A 17,475-nucleotide genomic window follows, 5' to 3' on the forward strand; every position below is an offset into this window, starting at 1 on the left:
TCCGGATCCGGACGTCCGCGCCTCGACCCAGGAATCGCCATGAGCTGCATAGGAAACAGCATCGGCGCTCAGCCGAACAAGCCTGCCCGCTTCGCCCGTTTTGCCCATTTCACCCGCTCCGCCGGGCTCGTCACGCCCCGCCTGCGCGGCTACGCCCTGCTGCTGGCCGCCATCGTTCTGTGGGGCGCGAACTGGCCCGTCATGAAGGCCGGCCTGGCGCACGTCACCCCCATCTGGTTTTCCGCGGTGCGCTTCGTCCTCGGCGCCGCCACGCTGTTAGCCCTGCAGGGCGTGACCGGAACGCTGCGCCGTCGCGCTGCATGAGCCCCTGACCGGCGGACTCGTCGCGGGCGTGGCCGCCATCGTGGCGGGCATCGCGGTCGTCACGATCAGCGGAGGAAGCGGCCGCCGTGGCCGGTGACGTTGATGCCGCCAGCCGGCCCGAACGCACAATGCGTTCTACGACTGGCGCCGCGCGCGCCGCCGGCGCCACCATAGCCAGATGCCGCTGCCGCCCAGCGTGGCCAGCAGCAGGCCCAGCAGCGCGACCGCCCCCTGCCCCGCGATGCCGCCCAATTCGCCGGTGTGCAGGGGATAGATATAGGAATTGATGCGCGTGCCGGGGTCCAGCTCGTTCCAGCGCTGGGCGGCCAGGATCGCGCCGGTGCGCGGATCCAGCCATACGGTGGAACGGCCGTTGGGATGGGGATCGTCGGGCACGCGCATGCGGATGGCCAGCGGGCGGTCGGTGCGCGGCGTGTACAGGAAGTAGCCGATGGCGCCGTCCGGAAAGGCGGCGCGCGCCTGGTTCGCCAGGTCGTCCAGGGAGACGGGCCGCTGCGGTTCCGGGTTCGGTTGCGGTTGCTGTTGCGGCTGCGCCGGCAGGGCGAGCGGCGGCTGTCCCGGCCGCGCCGACGTCGGCGACAACGGCGCAGCCGGTGCGCGCAGTGCCTGCGGCAGCGTGGGCGCCACCGTGCGCGGTGCGCCGCTCAGCCAGGTGATCCAGCCGCCGATCGGCCGCCATGCCAGGTACGCCCCGCTCCCCATGCAAACGGCCAGCAGCAGGCCCGCCAAGACGCCGCCCGTGCGGTGCGCGTCGAACAAGGCGCGGGTGCCACCCTTGCCGAACTCGATCCGCAGCGTAGGCGGCCAGCGGCGTGGCCACCACAGCACCACGCCGGTCAAGGCGAGCAGCAGGTAGGCCAGCGCCGCGCAGGCCAGCACGGCCTTGCCGGCCTGGGCCATCCACAGCGCGCTATGCAGGCCGTAGACCCATGCCACCAGGCCTTCGTCCGCGCCGCGCCGGCCCTGCTCGGCGCCGGTGGCGGGATCCAGGTACAGGCTGCCGCGCCAACTGCCGCGCACCAGGATCTGCAGGGTCTCCCCTTCCTGGCGCGGCGGCGCGAACGTGAAGGACGCGCCCGGGCCGAAGTCGGCCGCGAGACGCTGGCGCAACCCTTCCAGCGAGACCATGCGCACGCCGGGCGACCCGCCCGGTCCACTCGCCCCGCCCGGTCCACTCGCCCCGTTCGGTCCACTCGACCCGCCAGGCACGTTCGACCCGGCGGACGCCGCCTGGAAATACGCCGGATGCAGCCAGCGATCCACCGGCCGCGCCACCACCAGCAGCGACCCCGTGATGCCCGACAGCACCAGCAGCCAGCCCAGGCACAGCGCCGTCCAGCGATGGCATCGCAGCCACACGCGCCGCAAGCTCTGCATGGGCGCGATCAGTACGCCACGCGGGCCTGCACGTACACCATGCGCGGCGCGCCCACCATGCGGCCGCCATTGGTATCGGTGTTGCGCGTGTAATAGCGGCGATCGAACACGTTATTCACGCCGAACGCCAGTTCGCTGCCCTTCCACTGCGGCAACCTGTAGCTCAACTGCGCGTTCCACACGCTGAATCCCGGCACGCGCCCGTTGGTCGCGTCCGCGCTTTCCTTGTCGGTATTGGCCGTATCCGAATACTGGCTGCTCTGCGCGGTGCTGAACACATTGAAGACCCAGTTGCGCACCGTGTAGCGCCCGCCCACCGTGCCGGTCTGCCGCGAGTAGAACGGCACGTCATTGCCTTCGAACTCGCCCGACTTCTGGATGGCGCGCACGTAGGTGTAGTTGGCGTAAAGGTTCAAGCCGGCCAGCGGCCCCGCCTTGTCGAAGTCGTAGTCGACGGCGAATTCCACGCCGTTGTGCGTCGTCGCGCCCAGGTTGCGGAATAACGCCGGGTTGGTGCCCGGGATCGACAGGATCTGATTGTCGAAACGCAGGTTGAACACCGTCAGCTCGGTGTGGACCTGCTCGCCCGTATAGCGGAAACCGGCCTCCACCGTCTTGGCGACTTCCGGCTTCAGCGGATTGGAATCCGACATGGAATTCAGCTGCGTATACTGCACCGCGCCGAAGGACGTACTGTAGTTGGTGTACAGCGTCAGCCTGTCGTTGACCAGGTAGGCCACGTTCAGCGACGGCAGGCCGCGGCTGTTGCGCACCTCGAACGTCGAATCGTCGGCCGTGCCGCTGGGTTCGCGGTCGCTTTCGATCTTTTCGTAGCGTATGCCCGGCGTGACGCGCCAGTTGCCGTAGGCGATGCGGTCGTCCAGATAGAAGGAATGCGCGCGCGTGCCGTTGTCGAACACCTGCGTGGCGCCCACGCGGTCGCCGGTGGCGAGCGACGTGGAATAGCGCCGGTCTTGCCCGGTCTCGCGTATGTAGCGGTAACCCACCGTGACGTCGTGCGTGGTGGAGCCCCACGACAGCCGCTGCGTATAGCGCGGCTCGATCCCCAGCACCTGGTTGTTGCGCGGCTGGAAATCGTTGCGGTTCACGCCCGTGTTGATCAGGGAGCTCTGGCGCGAACTGTCGTAGTGATAGAGGCGCGTCTCGAACTCCTGCGTGTCGGAGATCGTATTCAGGTAGCCGATGTCGACCTGGTCGCGCTTGCCCTTCCAGTAGTCGGTGGGATGCGTGTTCTGGAACGGATCCTGCCGGTATTCGTCCACCGTCAGCCCGCCCGGCGTCATCGACTTCACGTCATAGTGGGCGAACTTGCCGTAGACCTCCGACGTGGGGCTGATCTCGTAGCGCCATTTCAGCGCCACGTCGTTGTAGCGGTCGTGGCTGCCGTCGCGCCATTGCTGGCCGTCCATCCCGGAATACAGCAGCGCCACGCCCAGGCCGTTGTCCATCTGCGTGCCCACGAAGGTGCTGTACTGCGTGTTCGCGCCGCCATGGCTGAAAACGTTGTAGCGGGCCGAGGCATCCGCGGTCAGGCCGTCGCGGGTGGGAATGGAACGCGTCTTGAAATTGATGACGCCGCCGACGTTCTGCGGGCCGTAGCGAACCGCCCCGCCGCCGCGCACCACGTCGATGGACTCGATATTGCCCAGGCTGACGGGCGACAGCACCAGGTTGGGCTGGCCGTACGGCGCCATCGCCAGCGGGATGCCGTCGATCAGCATGGTGGTACGGAAGGAGTTGCGCGGATTCAGGCCGCGTATCCCCACGTGCAGCGCCACCGAACTTCCCGAGTTGCTGGTGCTGCCGCTGATCTGCACGCCGGGCACGCGGCGCAGTACGTCGGCCACGCTGGTCGCGCCGCTGTCCTGGATTTCCTGGCGCTGCACCAGCGTACGGGCGCCGCCGAAGGTCTGCACGCTGTTTTCCAGGCCGGTGCCGAGCCAGTCCCCGCTGACCTGGATGGCTTCCAGCGTGGTGGCGCCGCCGGCCCCGGTCGCGCCGTCGGCCGGATCCGGGCCGCGCACCACATAGCCCTCGCCGGGCTGGGCCACGGCCCTCAGGCCGGTGCCGCGCAGCAACTGCTCCAGCCCCTGCGCGATGGTAAGGCTGCCATGCAAGCCCTGGCTTTCCAGGCCCGCGGTGTCTTCCGGACGGAACGACACCGTCAGATCGGCGGCCTTGGCGAACGCCGACAGCACCTGGGCCAGCGGCCCTCCAGGAATATCGAAGCTGCGCGCCGCAGGCTGGCCCGCGGCCTGCGCGTAGGCAGGCCGGGTGTCGAAAACGGCCGCGCTCGCGGCGCAGACGGCCAGCGCGGAAAACGCGAAACGCGCGGCGGCGCCGCCCACGGGTTTGCCTACGGGTTTATGTGCAGCTCCCACGTCCACTTCCCTCTTGCATCCGGTTCGTTGATGCGCCGTATGCCGAATGGGGAGCGCGAAAAGTGACAGGCGCCCTCGATGGAAGTTGAAACCAATTGAAACCGCACGCGCGGCCGGGCACCTGGGTGGCATTCAGCCCGGCCGGCCGGTTACCGTGACCCAGTACGGCGTGCGGCGGACGATGCGCACGGGCAGCGTCTGGCCCACCACCGCCAGTACGTTGTCCGTGTCGGCGAGCCGGAATACGCCGGACACCCGCAGCCCGGCGACGTCCGGGTCGCAGCGGACCACGCCGGACCGATAGCGCGACAGCTCGGCCAGGAAGGCGTCCAGCCGCATGTTGTCCGCTTCCAGCACGCCGCGGGTCCAGGCGGGCGCGTCGCCGCCCTGCCCGCCCCGGACCGTACTATCTCGCGGCGTACCCCGCCCGGCGCGGAATTCGCCGGCGGTGAATCGCAGCGATTCGCCCGCCTCGACGATCCTGCGCGCGCCATCCGCACGCAGCGTGACTTCCACGCGATGTTCCAGCACGCGCAGGCAGGTCTCATCGTCCAGTTGCCGCACCTCGAAGCGCGTGCCCAGGGCCCGCAGGCTGGCCTGGCCGGTATCGACCAGGAATGGCCGCGACCGGCCATCCACGTCCGGGGCCGTCATCACGTAGATCTCGCCGCGCCGCAGCAGCACGAGGCGCGTGTCCGGCGTGTATCGCACCGCGACGCTGGTCGCCGTGTTCAATTGGACCTGGCTGCCGTCGGCGAGCACGACCTGGCGGTTGCCGCCCACCGCGGTACGGAAGTCGTCCGCCCCGCCGAGCAGCGGCGCGTCGCGGTAGACCAGCCAGGCGGCCGGCAGCGCCGTGCCCAGGACCAGCAGCGTCTTCATCACCGCGCGGCGGTTGACCCGCGCCTGCCGGTCGGCCGTCGACCGCGTCAGCACCGGCACGCCCAGGCCGGGCGGCAGCGCGCCGAACTGGCGGCTCAGGCGTTCCGCACGCTGCCACGCCGCTTCATGACGCGCGTCCATGCGGCGCCAGCGCTCGAGAGCGGCGTAGTCGTCCGGGCCGGCCTGGCCGGAATGCAGGCGCACCAGCCAGCGCGCCGCTTCGCGCACCACCGCGCCGTCCAGCCCGGCCGAAGGTTGGGAGGTCGGCACGGCGCTCAGTCCATCAGGGTCAGGCACAGTTCGAAGCCCTGTGCCATGTAGCGCTTGACCGTGCGTTCGCTGATGCCCAGCCGCGCGGCGATCCGCGCATAGCTCAGGCCTTCCAGCTGTGAAAGCACGAAGACATTGCGCGCCTGCGGCGCCAGCCCGGCCAGCAGGGCATCGAGCTGATGCAGGGCCTGGCGCATGGAAAGCAGCGCCTCCGGCGACACGGCGGCTTCCGCCGGCAGCGCCGCCACGGCGTCCAGCCAGGCACGCTCCAGCGAGCGGCGCCGCCAGTGATCGTTCAACAGGCCGCGCGCGACGGTGGTCAGGTAGGCCCGCGGTTCGCGCAGGCCGGGCATGTCCTCCGGCTTGCGCAGCAGCCTCAGGAAGGTGTCATGGGCCAGGTCGGCCGCTTCGTCGCCGCAGTCCAGCCGCCGCCGCAACCACAGGCAAAGCCAGTCATGGTTGTCTTCGTAGAGGACTCGTAGTGCAGCGGTGGACATGGTCGATCGCCCCGGCAGCGCGCAACAGGCGGGAAAAAGCGATAGCGCGCTGGCAGGGACAGGCAACCATCGACGAATCCGGCGATGATACCAAGAATTATTCTTATTTGGTCAGCGAGAACCCGGTCCACCGCTCCCCGCTCAGGAACGGATCTTGGCCAGGAGGGCCTGGATGTCCGCCCTTCTGCCGTCGTCCGCCACTTCGCGGCCGGGCCGGGGCGGCGCCTTCAGCGCCTTTTCCAGGTACGGAATCGCCTCGGACTTGCGATTGCGGTAGACGAGGTAGTCGGCATAGAAGTAGTTCGGATCGATGCCGTCCGGATTGATCGTCAGGGCCTGCTGCAGCAGCGCCTCGGCCTTTTTGTTGTCGCCGAAGCCGATGGGCCAACCGGGCACCTTGTAGTACAGGACGCCCAGGCTGTTGAGCGCCGAGCCTTCCAGCGCCTTGCTGTTGATCTGGATCGCCGCCTCGTAGTCGGCCTTGGCCTGCTTGGCCAGGTCCAGGGCCCCCAGTCCGCCCTTCGCGCCGGCCCAGGAGCTCGTGATGATGCCTTCCCAGATCAGCGGCTCGGCGCGGCCGTTGTAACGAGCGGTCAGCGTATGGGCCTGCTTGGACAGCGCCTCGAACTTCGCGGCGCGCTGGTCCTCCGGCGTCTTGTACTGGATGACCGCCCATTCGGTCTGCAGGGCATGGATGCCCTGGTCCAGGTCCGCGGGCTCGGCGTGGGCCCGGGCCGAAATGCCCAGCGCCAGGGCGGCGGCCGTCAGCAGCGCGGCCGCCCAGCCGGCCAGGCGCGCCAGACGGTGCTGCCCGTGGCGCTCCGCGTGGCGCGCCGCGAAGGTGGAAACTCGATTCATGAAGATGCTCCAGGGGGTAAGGCGGACGGTTTCAGGGCGCGCCTGTGCTTGGTAAACGCCCCATCCATCCATTTCGGGAAAAGTCCGTTCAGGCGCACGGCCAGCGCTTCGACGGCGCCGACGAAGCGTTGCGGCGATTCGTCGCGCAGCATGCGCATCAGGTCGCGCGCCACCGCGTCCGGCGAGTCGCTGCGCGAGCCGGTCGCCTGGTTGAAAGCCAGCACTTCCGGCGCATTGAACGAAGTCGCGATCGCGCGCGGCGCGTAGTACTGGACGCGCACCTGCGTGTCCGCGAGCTCGCGGCGCAGCGATTCGGTATAGACGCGCAGGGCCGCCTTGCTGGCGCCGTAGGCGGAAAACCCGGGTATGCCCAGGCTGCCCAGCGTCGAGCCTATGTTGACGATCTGCGCGCGCTTGCACGCCAGCAGTTGCGGCAGCATGCCCGCGATCAGCAGCATGGGGGCGACGATGTTGGTGTCGACCACGCGTTGCGCGTCTTCCGGCCGCAGGTCCTGGGCGCGGCCGAAGGCCGGCGCGGCGGCGTTGTTGATGAGCATGTTGGCCTCGCGGGCCGCCGCCGCGTCGATCAGGGCGGCACGGCCGTGTTCGGTCGTGATGTCCACCACCAGCGCGTCGACGCGCCATCGATCGAAAGAGCCGGTGGCCAGCGCATGCGCCAGCGCGAGCAGCGGCTCGGCCGTGCGGCCGACCAGCAGCACGCGCGCGCCGTCGTCCAGCAGGCGGCGCGCGATCGCGCTGCCCAGGCCGCCGGCGGCGCCGGTCAGCACCACGGATGCTTCGCCGGGCTTCATTGCGCGGCCTCCATAACCGGGACACGCGGCAGGCCGCGGAAGATGGCGCCGTAAAGCCGATAAAACATGTGGGCGGCGTGCAGCACGGCCGCCTGGTCGCCGGCATCGTCCAGGCGATCCATCAGGTCGGCGAAGTGGCGCGTATGTTCCTGGTCCAGCGTGCCATGCGAACGCAGATAGCTGAAGGCGGCCGGCGGCAGGGCCAGCGTCTGCTGGATGCGGTCGGCGGCGTTCAGGGCGAGCGCCACGCTGGTGCCTTCCAGCACGTGCACCATGCCGAAGAATCCCACCGGGTTGTTGCGCGCGATGGTGTCGTAGGCGTAGGCCACCATGACTTCGGTATCCGGACCGGGGCCCGCGCGGCGTACCGCGTCGGCATCCTGGCCCAGCGCGCGCAGGTCGTTCAGGATCCATTCGTCATGGCCCGTTTCTTCTTCGATGTATTCGTCCAGGGCGTCGTGCATCCAGGCCAGGCGGTCCGGCATCCGGGCCCGGCAGGCGTGCATCAGGGGCACCGTGTGGCGTACATGGTGATAGGCCTCGCGCAGGAAGGCGACGTAGGACGGCAGCGCGACCTGGCCGCGCAGGCAGTCCTGGATGATCGGGGTCTGCACCAGCGATGCGCGGCTTGCCTGGGTGTCGGCGACCAGCGTTTCGAAAAAGGACATGATGGATCAGGGCGAAGGGGGGAAATGGGTGCTGAGGAAAATATCGCCGTGCCGCGCCGCGATCGCCTCGCGCCGCGGACGGCCGTTGGGCGTCGCCATGCCAGCGGCGGCGGTGAACTCGGCGCGGGCGCGTACCCACACGCCGATGCGGGCGTAATCGGGCAGGCGCTGGTTGGCGCGTTCGACGCCGGCCTGGATGGTCTCGTCATCGGCGCCCGGCAGCGGCCAGACCACGGCGCCCAGGGCCGACTGCCCTTCTCCCAGGACCACGGCCTGGGCGATCCCGGCCTGGCTGGCCAGATGCAGCTCCACCCATTCCGGCGACACATTGCGGCCGAAGCCGGTGATCAGGACGTTCTTCTTGCGGCCGCTGACGTGCAGGTAACCGTCGGCGTCGATATGGCCCAGATCGCCGGTGGGCATCCATGCGTCCGACCAGGGCGCGTGGCCCAGATAGCCCAGGGCATGCGTACCCCCGACCTCGATCTCGCCGTCGGCGGCGACGCGCAGGCGCGCATGCGGCAGCGGCCGTCCGGCCGATCCCGCGCGGTCGGCGCCGGGCAGGTTCAGGGTCTGCACCGAACAGGCCTCCGACAGGCCATAGCCTTCGTAGGCGGGCAGGCCCACGGCGCGCGCTTGCGCCAGCAGTTCCGCGCCCACCGCGGCGCCGCCCACGGCCATGAAACGCAGGCTCGCCGGCGCCGGCGCCTGCGTCGCGCGCAGCCAGCCCGCGTAGGCCCGCAGCATCTGCGGCAGCACGATGACGCTCTGCGCGCCGCTGTCGCGCAGCGCATTGTGGAAGGCGTCCGGGTCGAAGCCCGACGAACCCTTCATGCCGACCTCGCCCAAGGCTCGCACGGCGATCGCGGCGCCCTGCATCAGCGGCGCGTAGACGCCGGCGATGTTCTCCAGCAGGATGGGGAGCGGCAGCGCGATCAGATGGCAGCGTATGCCCAGGAACTCGGTGGCCCGGACCAGGCTGGCCGCGACGTCCAGCATGTTGCGCGCCGCCAGGCACACGCCCTTGGGCGTGCCCGTCGATCCGGACGTAAAGGTGATTTTCGCGGTGCCCGCATGCAGCGCGACCTGCGGGATGTCGCGCCGATACAGGTCCAGCGCCGGCGACAAGGCTTGCGGGTCGCCCAGCGCCAGGCTGGCCAGCGCGGGCCGCATTGCAACGCCAGCCACCACCGCGCCAACGCCCGCGGCGGCCAGGGTGGCGGCGATCTGCTCCGGCGTGAAGAACAAGGGCACCGGCAGATGCACGACGCCGGCGCGCATGCAGGCCAGGTCGTGCACGATCCACTCGGCGCCGTTGTCCATCAGCGACGCCACGGCGCCCACGCCGGTCGCCGCCAAGGCGTCGGCCAATGACGCGACACGGCGATTCAAGGCGGCATAGCAGACCGGCCCCTCCGGCGTTTCGAGCGCCGTCATGGACGCGCGGCCCGGCTCGCGCAATAGTTCGAGAAACTCCAGCGCGCTCATGCGGGCTGCTCCCCGAATCGTTGCAGGATGGTGCGCAGATGGCCGGCGAAGACTTCGGGACCGTGGGCGTAGTAGTCGCCCCAGTCCTGGCGCTCCGTTTCGTCCAGGCGCGCCGCGCTGGCGATGCCCAAGGATCGATGCGCCAGACCCATGCGGGCGAACAGATGGTGCAGCTCCGCCGTCAGCGTGCTGACCGCCCATTCATACCCCTGCCGATGCAGATGGTCCGCGAGCAAGGGGACCAGCCGGCGGCCCGCGCCCGGGCGCATGGCGGCGAAATGCCCGACTTCGACGATGCGCCCGCGGCTGACCGGCACGCCGTCCCGGCGGATGTATTTTTCGACGGGGGCGGACAGGTAGCGCTCCAGGAACAAGGCCTGGCTGGCCGGACGGTAGCCCGCGGCGGCCAGGATCTGGCCGTCGGCCTGCAGGCTGACCAGGACCGGCAGCCACTCCTTCAGCTGCGCGCCATAGCGCTGGCGATAGCGTTGCGCGATATACGATTCGACCTGGTGGCGCACGGGATCGTGCTCAGGATGCACTTGCAGCAGGGGCTGATGCCCGCTTTCCCCTGCCGGCCAAGGTATCGAGGACACCGGTCCCCTGGGCTGCGGCATCAATAATTCCAGACAATGCATGTTTGGTTTCCAATGCGATGCGGCGCAGCATAGGACCCCAACATTAATCGGAAATTAACGGCCCGCCGGTGCTAAGCTGGGCCGCGTTGCGGTGCAAGGAACATGAATGAGAATCCTCATCATCGAAGATGACCCCCTCCTCGGTGACGGCGTAAAAAAGGGCCTGGGGTTGTTGGGCTACGCGGTCGACTGGTTTACCAGCGGCAAGGATGCGGACCACGCCCTGCAATTCGTCAAGTACGACGCGGTGGTGCTGGATCTGGGCCTGCCCGGCGAAGACGGCATGGCCCTGCTGACACGCTGGCGCCGTGCCGGACACAGCCTGCCCATCATCGTGCTGACGGCGCGCGACGCCATCGAAAGCCGTATCGGCGGCCTGGACGCGGGCGCCGACGACTACCTGCTCAAGCCGATCGCGCTGGACGAACTGGCGGCGCGGCTGCGCGCGGTGACGCGCCGCGGCGCGGGCAAGCCCGAACCGGTCTGGCGGCATGGCGACCTGGAATACCACCCGGCATCGCACGAGGTGTATTGGCAAGGACGCCGGATCGATCTGTCGTCGCGCGAAGCCTTGCTGCTGGAATTGTTCCTGACGCATCCGAATCGCGTGCTGACCCGCGACTTCATCCGCGAAAAACTCTACGACTGGGACGCCGACGTCGAAAGCAATGCGCTGGACGTCTATGTCCACCACGTCCGCAAGAAAATCCATCCCAAGATCATCCGCACGCTGCGCGGGTCGGGATACGCGCTGGGCCAGGTGGAAGTCCAGCCATGACGCTGCAGCAGAGACTGATCGTCGCCGTATTGCTGGCCGCGCCGCTGGCCTGGGTGCTGACCGTGGCCGCCACCTACTGGCGGGCGGAACACGAGATCAACGAGCTGTACGACACCGACATGCTGCGCCTGGCGCAGCAGACGCTGGCGGTGGCGCGCCTGCTGCCCGCGGACGCGGCACTGCCGGCCGATCCCTTGCAGACCAGGCTGCCCGACGACCTGGGCGACGCCGGGCTGCGCGATTGGGCCGTGGCGATCTGGCGCGATGCCGGCGAGCCGCTGTCGCTGGATCCGGAGGCCCGGCAGTTCGACCGCCACGGGACGGCGGAAGGTTTCTTCGAAAGCCGCATCGACGATACGCCGTGGCGGCTGTTCTATCTGAACGACCCGGCGTCCGGCACTCGCGTGGCGGTGGGCCAGCGCAAGGGGGAGCGCGACGAACTGGCTGTGGCCTACCTGACCAGCCAGGCCCTGCCCTGGCTGTTGAGCCTGCCGGTGCTCATCGGCCTGCTCGTGTACGCGGTGCGGCGCGCCATACGGCCGGTGCGCGAGCTGTCCGGGCGCCTGGAACGGCGCGCTCCCGATGACGATACGCCGCTGCCCCTGGACGATACGCCGGCGGAGCTGCGCGTCCTGGTGCAGGCCATGAACGGCCTGCTGGCGCGCGTCTCCACGCTCATCGACCAGGAACGCCGGCTGACGGCGGACGCCGCGCACGAGCTGCGCACGCCGCTGGCCGCGCTGCGCGCGCAGTGGGACGTGGCGCGGCGCACCGACGATCCCGCCCAACGGCGCGAGGTGCAGGCCAGCGTCACCCGCGGGCTGGAACGGCTGGACCGGCTGGTCGCCCAGCTGCTCACCATGGCGCGGCTGGACAGCAACCGGCACGTGGGCTTCGGCGCGGCCATCGACTGGCGCTGCGTCGCCGAACAGGCGGTCGGCGATTGCCTGTGGATCGCCAACCGCCGCGACGTCGACATCGACGTGGAATGGCCCGCGGACGGCCAGGCGCCGCTGCCCATCGCCGGCGATTCCGACGCGCTGGTCATCATGCTGCGCAACGTCCTGGACAATGCCGTGCGCTACGGCCCCCGGCATTCACGGGTGCGCGTGACGTTCACCGCGTCGCGCATCCTGGTCGACGACCAGGGGCCGGGCATCCCGCCCGACCTGTTGCCGCGCATCGGCAACCGTTTCCTGCGCGCGGCGGGCAACGAGGAATCGGGCAGCGGCCTGGGCGTGTCCATCGTCCGCCGCATCGCCCAGAACCACGGACTGGCGCTGCGCTTCGAGATGCGCGGCGCCGACAGCGATCTGGGGCCGGGCTTGCGCCTCACGATACTGCGGGGCAGTTGAACCCGGCCAGAACGTCACGAGCGCCCCTACCCCGGCACATCGCGCAACGCTTGACCCATGTCAACGCGGGGACGCCTCCACGGCGCGAGTATGAATGCAGGGTTTCGACCGAAACCCTTACGTTCCTACTGTGGAGCACACCATGGACCAGGACCGCAAGGCGCGCGACGACGAGTTGCGCCAGCACGTGATCGACGCGATGGCGGCCGACCCCGCGGTGGACGCCGCGCACGTCGGCGTCAGCGCGCGGGACGGCATCGTCACGCTGTCCGGCGCCGTCGCGAACTACACGGAAAAATTCGACATCGAGCGCATCGTGCGCAAGGTGCGCGGCGTGCATGGCATCGCCCAGGAAATCGCCGTCCGCCATGCGGCGGACAAGCAGTTGGACGACGACCAGATCGCCGAACGCGCGCTATCCATCATCAAATGGAGCGCCGGCATCCCCGAAGACAATATCCAGGTGACGGTGCAGCACGGCTGGGTCACGCTCGACGGCCAGGTGCCATGGCACTTCCAGCGCATGGCCGCGGAAATGGCCGTGCGCAAGCTGTCCGGCGTGACGGGCATCACCAACCATATCGAGCTGCAGCGCCGCATACGCCCGGACAACGTGCAGCACGTCATCGAAGCCGCGCTGCGCCGCGATGCCGAAGTCGAGGCCGCGGGCATCCACGTCACCCTGCGCGGCGACACGGCCGTGCTGGAAGGACACGTATCGACCTGGCACGAGAAGTCCGCCGCCGAGCGCGCATGCTGGTCGGTGCCGGGCATACAAGGCGTGGAAAACAATCTGGTCATCCGCGCCCATCCCGAAGTTTGACGTGCGGGTCCGGGTGCCAGGCACCCTTTGCCCGCGATCAATGACAAGCGAGAACCATCATGTTGAAACGCATCGCCCTGCACATCGAAAAAGACCAGGCCTGCGCGGGCCGCACCGCCGCCGCGCTGGCGCTCGCGCAGCGCTTCGAAGCGGAGCTGCTGGGCATCTACGTCGACTACACGTGGGTGCATTATCCCTACGGCGAAAGCATCATTCCCAGCGCGGCGTACGAGGTCATGCAGCAGCAGGCCAGGCAGGAGCACGACAGCTGCCACCGGCAGTTCGAGCGTGGCGTGGCCGATCGCGGCGTCCCGGCGCAGTGGCGCTACCCCGGCGGCCGCCCCGACGAAGTCCTGCCCCTGCACGCCCGTTGCGCGGACCTGCTGGTGCTGAGCCAGGCCCATGAACGCGAGACCGACTCCATCGTCGACCCCTACATGGTGGAGAACGTCATCATGAACGCCGGCCGGCCGGTGCTGGTGGTGCCCTACGCCGGCGAATACGTCAGCATCGGCAACCGGATCCTGGTGTGCTGGGACGGCGGGCGCGAAGCGGCGCGCGCCCTCGCGGACGCCGCGCCATTCCTGGCGCGTGCGGAAGAAGTCTGCGTACTGACGCTGGACACCGATTCGGACGCCATGCGCGACCGCGCCACGGTCCCGGGCGACCTGCAGGCCTGGTTCCGCGCCCAGGGCTACGCCGAGCCCCGGTTACTGACGCGCGAAACCGCCGGGCTGGGCTACGGCAACGCCATCCTGAACGCCGCGTCCGACCACAGCTGCGACCTGATCGTCATGGGGCTCTACGGACACAGCCGGATGCGCGAATGGGTGCTGGGCGGCGCTTCCCGGGACATGCTGGACGCGATGACCGTGCCGGTGCTGTTCTCGCACTGAAACCCGCGGGCCGCGCGGCATCCGCGCGCCTACTCGCGATCGGCGTATCCCGCGCTGCCGGGCACGATGCCGTCCGGCAGCGACTCGATGAAGCCGCAGATCTCCCCGGCCCTGGCCAGCCAGACCTGGTCGCGCTGCTCCATGATGTGCTCGATCACATAGCGGAACTGGCGCAGCCGATGCGGCTGCCCCAGGATGAAACTGTGCAGGACGATGCTCATGACCAGGGGCCGGCGCTGGGATTCTTCCAGCATCTCGTCGAACTGGTCGAGCAGGTTCTCGCAGAACAGCTGCGACGGCGTGCGGCGCGTCACGGCCTCCAGCGAATCGTTCAGGTCGTGGGAATACGGCACCGCCAGGATGCGGCCATGCCGGGTGGCGAACCACACCGGCTGGTCGTCCAGCGGCCAGTCCATCATGTAGCGGTAACCGGCTTCCTTGAGCAGGTCCAGCGAATCGTGCGTCTGCGAAATGTAGGGCGCCAGCCACCCCATGGGCTTGCGGCCCTCGTGCCTTTCGATGGCCGCGGTGGCTTCCTGGATGACGGCGCGCTCCTCTTCGTAGCCCATGTCGCCCTGGCGTTCGGAATTGGTGCGTCCATGGCCGACGATCTCGTCGCCGCGCGCGCGAAAGGCCGCGATCATCTTGGGGCAGTAGTCGTAGAGCTCGGTATTCACCAGCAGCTCCAGCGGCAGCTCGTACTTGTCGGCGAATTCCAGCAGGCGCCAGGCGCCGACCCGGTTGCCATAGTCGCGCCAGGCATAGCTGCGCGTATTAGGCTGCGCCTGCGGCGCGCCGTAGTCGTTGCCCAGGCCTTCGCCGAAGGCGAAATGCTCCACGTTCAGCGACAGGTGCACGGCCAGCCGCTTGCCGTCGGGAAAGCTGTAGTCCGGGCGATGCGCGATAGCCGAGTAGTCGTAGCGTCCGTGGGTTTTCAGCATGGGTAGGGTCCGCCTTGCGTCATTGCGACATTGCGTCGGTTGGAAAGCGGACTCACAACGCGAGCCCGGCCGAAAACTCGCCGATATCGGCGATCTGCTCGATCCGCATGCATGCCTCGTACAGGCGTTGCGTCGTGGCCTGGCCCCAGATCGGCTGGCCCAGCGCCATGAACTTTCCCCGCAGCTCCTGCTCGGTGTGGGGCCGCTCGCGCTCGCCCTTGGTCATCTCGCAACGGCCCGTGACGGCGCCCCTGCCCGCCAGGTGCAGGGTGACGTCGCAGCGCTGCCGCCCAGGATACTCCGCCGTGTAGCCGGTGTCTTCCTCCACGAAGACGCGCCGGACCAGGGCCTGGACCGCGGGATTGGCCACGGCGGCGTCGTCGAACGACGCCAGCCCCGACTGGCCGTGGTGCAGGATGGTGGCCAGCGCGTACGGCACCGAAAACCGTCCGCCGAAACTGGTGGTGATGTCCTTGCCGTTCAGCATCGCCGCCAGCTTGTAGGCCTTGACGTCGATGCGTTCGATGGCGGACGGGTCGATGGGGCCGCCCGCCCGCGCCAGCGCGTCTTCCAGCGCGTCGATCGCGCTGTGCACGTAGCGGCCCGTGGGATGCAGCTTGAAGTAGCCCATCTCCATCAGCCATTCCGTCCCGAGTCCTTCCATCACGCGGGCCTCGTCATAGCGGTCCGAGACCACGCCGCCGCCGTACACCGAGCGCACGCCGTCCATCTCCCCCTTGAAGCCCGCCTGCGCCATCTGCACGGCGATCTGCCCCATATAGGCGGAATGGCCCGAGTAGATGTTGCGCACCGTGGAGCCTTCCAGCAGCGTGTTGCGGCTGGTGGCCATGCCCATGGTGGCGGACATGCTGATCAGCTCGCGCATCCGGGCCGCCGGCAGGCCGCGCAGCCGGCCCACCGCGACCGCCGCGCCGATCACGCCATAGGTGCCGTGCGGATGGATGCTCAGGCGCATATCGGCCGCGCGGCTGATGCGCGACGATACCTCGTAGCCCAGGATGGTGGCCAGCAGCAGCTCGGCGCCGGATGCCCCGGTCTCCTGCGCCACGGCCAGGGCGGCCGGCACCACCTGGATGCCGGGATGTCCCTTGGCGAACTGGTTGCCTTCGTCCAGCTCCTGCCAACAGCCGGCGCTGCCGTTCAGCAGGCCCGCGTCCAGCGGGGCGGCGCGCCGGCCCGTGCCCAATACCCAGGCGCGCCCGGCCCCGGCCTGCGCCAGGTGGGCGTCGGCGAACGCCCGCATCTCCGGCAGCTGCATGCCGGACGCCACCACGGGCAGCGTATCGGCGATCACCCAGCGGCCATGCCGCAACGTGGACGCGTCCAGGTCCGCCAGGCGCGCATCGCAGATGAAATCCGCCAGCCTGTCCAGGTAGTGCCGCGCCATCCCCTACTCCACCTTGATGCCGTTGGCCTTGATGACCTCGGCCCATTTCTTCGAATCGCCGGCGATATAGGCGGCGAACTCGCCGGGCGTGCTGGTGTGCGGCAGCAGGCCGGCATCGATCAGTTGCCGGCGCACTTCCGGGTCTTTCAGCACTTCCGCCGTTTCCTTGTTTATCCGGTCGATCACCGCGGGCGGCGTTCCGACCGGCGCGAACAGGCCATACCAGGCCACCGACTCGTAGCCCGGCACGCCGGCCTGGGCGATCGTCGGCACGTCGGGCAGGACCTCCAGGCGCTGGGAAGACGTGACGCCCAGCGCGCGCAGATGGCCGGCCTTGATCTGGGCCACCGCCGGCGCCACCGCCGAGAACATGAAGTCGGTGTTGCCGGCGATCAGGTCCACCATGGCCGGACCGCCGCCCTTGTAGGGAATGTTGGTCATGCGGGTACCCGTCAAGGACATGAAAAGCTGGGTCGCCATGTCATCGGACGCGCCCACGCCGGACGAGCCGAAATTGAGCTTGCCGGGCTTGCCCTTGGCCATGTCGATGAAGGCCGGAACCGTGGCCGCCGGGTTGTCGGGACGCACCACCAGGACGTTGACGCCATCGACCACCGGCGTGATCGGGGCCAGGTCCTTGATGGGGTCGAAGGGCATGTTCTTGTATAGATAGGGCCCGATGGAGATGATGCCGGCGCTGGCCATCACGATGCTGTAGCCGTCCGGCGCCGACTTGACCACGCTCTGCGTGCCCGGAAACCCGGCGGCCCCGGCGCGGTTCTCCACCACGATCGCCTGGCCCAGCCGCGGCCCCAGGCCCTTGGCGAGGATGCGCGCGGTGACGTCCACCGAGCCCCCGGCCGCGAACGGCACCACCATGCGGATCGGCCGCGCCGGCCATTCCTGGGCGATCGCGCCGCCGGACCCGGTGAGCAGGCAGGCGAGCACCGCCCACCCCGCGATAAACGTGCGTTTCATGACATCCCCTTGTCGAAGCTCCGCGATCCTGACGCCGCGGATGTGGGGCACTCTAACTA

The 17,475-nt window shown here is 69.0% G+C and carries 17 protein-coding genes; 5 read left to right on the forward strand and 12 right to left on the reverse strand.

Annotation, left to right across the window (positions count from 1 at the left end):
• Nucleotides 1-39 precede the first annotated feature (39 nt).
• Nucleotides 40-324, forward strand: a complete 285-nt coding sequence (locus CAL26_RS14045) for an EamA family transporter (RefSeq protein ID WP_094847517.1) — start codon at nt 40-42, stop codon at nt 322-324.
• A 135-nt stretch (nt 325-459) separates the two neighbouring features.
• Here CAL26_RS14045 and CAL26_RS14050 read toward each other — a convergent pair whose 3' ends face one another.
• From CAL26_RS14050 to CAL26_RS14090, 9 genes are all read right to left on the reverse strand, one after another.
• Nucleotides 460-1,722, reverse strand: a complete 1,263-nt coding sequence (locus CAL26_RS14050) for a PepSY-associated TM helix domain-containing protein (RefSeq protein WP_094847518.1) — start codon at nt 1,720-1,722, stop codon at nt 460-462.
• A gap of 8 nt (nt 1,723-1,730) precedes the next feature.
• A complete protein-coding gene (locus tag CAL26_RS14055) occupies nt 1,731-4,124 on the reverse strand; it encodes a TonB-dependent siderophore receptor (protein WP_373454479.1) in 2,394 nt (797 codons plus the stop codon).
• A 132-nt stretch (nt 4,125-4,256) separates the two neighbouring features.
• A complete protein-coding gene (locus CAL26_RS14060) occupies nt 4,257-5,276 on the reverse strand; it encodes a FecR domain-containing protein (protein ID WP_094847520.1) in 1,020 nt (339 codons plus the stop codon).
• 5 nt (nt 5,277-5,281) lie between these two features.
• Nucleotides 5,282-5,773 (reverse strand): sigma-70 family RNA polymerase sigma factor, encoded by a 492-nt coding sequence (locus CAL26_RS14065; protein ID WP_094847521.1) that lies wholly within the window; start codon nt 5,771-5,773, stop codon nt 5,282-5,284.
• A 141-nt stretch (nt 5,774-5,914) separates the two neighbouring features.
• Nucleotides 5,915-6,631: a hypothetical protein gene (locus CAL26_RS14070; RefSeq protein WP_256988423.1), complete on the reverse strand. Its 717-nt coding sequence runs from the start codon at nt 6,629-6,631 to the stop codon at nt 5,915-5,917.
• Nucleotides 6,628-7,443 (reverse strand): SDR family oxidoreductase, encoded by an 816-nt coding sequence (locus CAL26_RS14075; protein WP_094847522.1) that lies wholly within the window; start codon nt 7,441-7,443, stop codon nt 6,628-6,630. The genes CAL26_RS14070 and CAL26_RS14075 overlap by 4 nt, the downstream gene beginning before the upstream one ends.
• On the reverse strand, nt 7,440-8,111 hold the full coding sequence (locus CAL26_RS14080; RefSeq protein ID WP_094847523.1) for a TenA family transcriptional regulator: 672 nt from the start codon (nt 8,109-8,111) through the stop codon (nt 7,440-7,442). Before CAL26_RS14080 ends, CAL26_RS14075 begins: the two co-directional genes overlap by 4 nt.
• A 6-nt stretch (nt 8,112-8,117) precedes the next feature.
• Complete coding sequence (locus tag CAL26_RS14085; protein WP_094847524.1) at nt 8,118-9,599, reverse strand: AMP-binding protein; 1,482 nt, start codon at nt 9,597-9,599, stop codon at nt 8,118-8,120.
• The gene (locus CAL26_RS14090; RefSeq protein WP_306437096.1) at nt 9,596-10,195 is read right to left on the reverse strand and encodes a thermostable hemolysin; all 600 of its coding nucleotides are present in this window, start codon (nt 10,193-10,195) and stop codon (nt 9,596-9,598) included. Before CAL26_RS14090 ends, CAL26_RS14085 begins: the two co-directional genes overlap by 4 nt.
• Nucleotides 10,196-10,343: 148 nt before the next feature.
• Between CAL26_RS14090 and CAL26_RS14095 the strand changes: the two genes are divergently transcribed.
• The 4 genes from CAL26_RS14095 to CAL26_RS14110 all read left to right on the forward strand — a co-directional run bounded on the left by CAL26_RS14095 (nt 10,344) and on the right by CAL26_RS14110 (nt 14,089).
• The gene (locus tag CAL26_RS14095; protein ID WP_094847526.1) at nt 10,344-11,015 is read left to right on the forward strand and encodes a response regulator transcription factor; all 672 of its coding nucleotides are present in this window, start codon (nt 10,344-10,346) and stop codon (nt 11,013-11,015) included.
• Nucleotides 11,012-12,370, forward strand: a complete 1,359-nt coding sequence (locus CAL26_RS14100) for an ATP-binding protein (protein ID WP_094847527.1) — start codon at nt 11,012-11,014, stop codon at nt 12,368-12,370. Before CAL26_RS14095 ends, CAL26_RS14100 begins: the two co-directional genes overlap by 4 nt.
• Nucleotides 12,371-12,512: 142 nt before the next feature.
• Nucleotides 12,513-13,193 carry a BON domain-containing protein gene (locus CAL26_RS14105; RefSeq protein ID WP_094847528.1) on the forward strand — a complete coding sequence of 227 codons (681 nt, stop codon included), beginning with the start codon at nt 12,513-12,515 and terminating at the stop codon, nt 13,191-13,193.
• A 59-nt stretch (nt 13,194-13,252) separates the two neighbouring features.
• On the forward strand, nt 13,253-14,089 hold the full coding sequence (locus CAL26_RS14110; RefSeq protein ID WP_094847529.1) for a universal stress protein: 837 nt from the start codon (nt 13,253-13,255) through the stop codon (nt 14,087-14,089).
• Nucleotides 14,090-14,118: 29 nt separating this feature from the next.
• Here CAL26_RS14110 and CAL26_RS14115 read toward each other — a convergent pair whose 3' ends face one another.
• The 3 genes from CAL26_RS14115 to CAL26_RS14125 are packed head-to-tail and all read right to left on the reverse strand — an operon-like array spanning nt 14,119 to nt 17,416.
• On the reverse strand, nt 14,119-15,030 hold the full coding sequence (locus CAL26_RS14115; protein WP_143277432.1) for a polysaccharide deacetylase family protein: 912 nt from the start codon (nt 15,028-15,030) through the stop codon (nt 14,119-14,121).
• Between the two features lie 52 nt (nt 15,031-15,082).
• Entirely contained in the window at nt 15,083-16,438 is a 1,356-nt protein-coding gene (locus tag CAL26_RS14120; RefSeq protein ID WP_094847530.1) for an MmgE/PrpD family protein, read from the reverse strand.
• Between the two features lie 3 nt (nt 16,439-16,441).
• Nucleotides 16,442-17,416 (reverse strand): Bug family tripartite tricarboxylate transporter substrate binding protein, encoded by a 975-nt coding sequence (locus CAL26_RS14125; RefSeq protein ID WP_094847531.1) that lies wholly within the window; start codon nt 17,414-17,416, stop codon nt 16,442-16,444.
• Between the last annotated feature and the right edge of the window lie 59 nt (nt 17,417-17,475).

It is taken from the genome of Bordetella genomosp. 9 (genome assembly GCF_002261425.1).
Lineage (GTDB): Bacteria > Pseudomonadota > Gammaproteobacteria > Burkholderiales > Burkholderiaceae_B > Bordetella_C.

Bases quoted from the DNA above. Each gene is read 5' to 3' on its own strand.
- CAL26_RS14045 (WP_094847517.1), top strand. From the start codon at position 40: ATGAGCTGCATAGGAAACAGCATCGGCGCTCAGCCGAACAAGCCTGCC.
- CAL26_RS14050 (WP_094847518.1), bottom strand. From the start codon at position 1,722: ATGCAGAGCTTGCGGCGCGTGTGGCTGCGATGCCATCGCTGGACGGCG.
- CAL26_RS14065 (WP_094847521.1), bottom strand. From the start codon at position 5,773: ATGTCCACCGCTGCACTACGAGTCCTCTACGAAGACAACCATGACTGG.
- CAL26_RS14070 (WP_256988423.1), bottom strand. From the start codon at position 6,631: ATGAATCGAGTTTCCACCTTCGCGGCGCGCCACGCGGAGCGCCACGGG.
- CAL26_RS14075 (WP_094847522.1), bottom strand. From the start codon at position 7,443: ATGAAGCCCGGCGAAGCATCCGTGGTGCTGACCGGCGCCGCCGGCGGC.
- CAL26_RS14080 (WP_094847523.1), bottom strand. From the start codon at position 8,111: ATGTCCTTTTTCGAAACGCTGGTCGCCGACACCCAGGCAAGCCGCGCA.
- CAL26_RS14085 (WP_094847524.1), bottom strand. From the start codon at position 9,599: ATGAGCGCGCTGGAGTTTCTCGAACTATTGCGCGAGCCGGGCCGCGCG.
- CAL26_RS14095 (WP_094847526.1), top strand. From the start codon at position 10,344: ATGAGAATCCTCATCATCGAAGATGACCCCCTCCTCGGTGACGGCGTA.
- CAL26_RS14100 (WP_094847527.1), top strand. From the start codon at position 11,012: ATGACGCTGCAGCAGAGACTGATCGTCGCCGTATTGCTGGCCGCGCCG.
- CAL26_RS14105 (WP_094847528.1), top strand. From the start codon at position 12,513: ATGGACCAGGACCGCAAGGCGCGCGACGACGAGTTGCGCCAGCACGTG.
- CAL26_RS14110 (WP_094847529.1), top strand. From the start codon at position 13,253: ATGTTGAAACGCATCGCCCTGCACATCGAAAAAGACCAGGCCTGCGCG.
- CAL26_RS14115 (WP_143277432.1), bottom strand. From the start codon at position 15,030: ATGCTGAAAACCCACGGACGCTACGACTACTCGGCTATCGCGCATCGC.
- CAL26_RS14120 (WP_094847530.1), bottom strand. From the start codon at position 16,438: ATGGCGCGGCACTACCTGGACAGGCTGGCGGATTTCATCTGCGATGCG.
- CAL26_RS14125 (WP_094847531.1), bottom strand. From the start codon at position 17,416: ATGAAACGCACGTTTATCGCGGGGTGGGCGGTGCTCGCCTGCCTGCTC.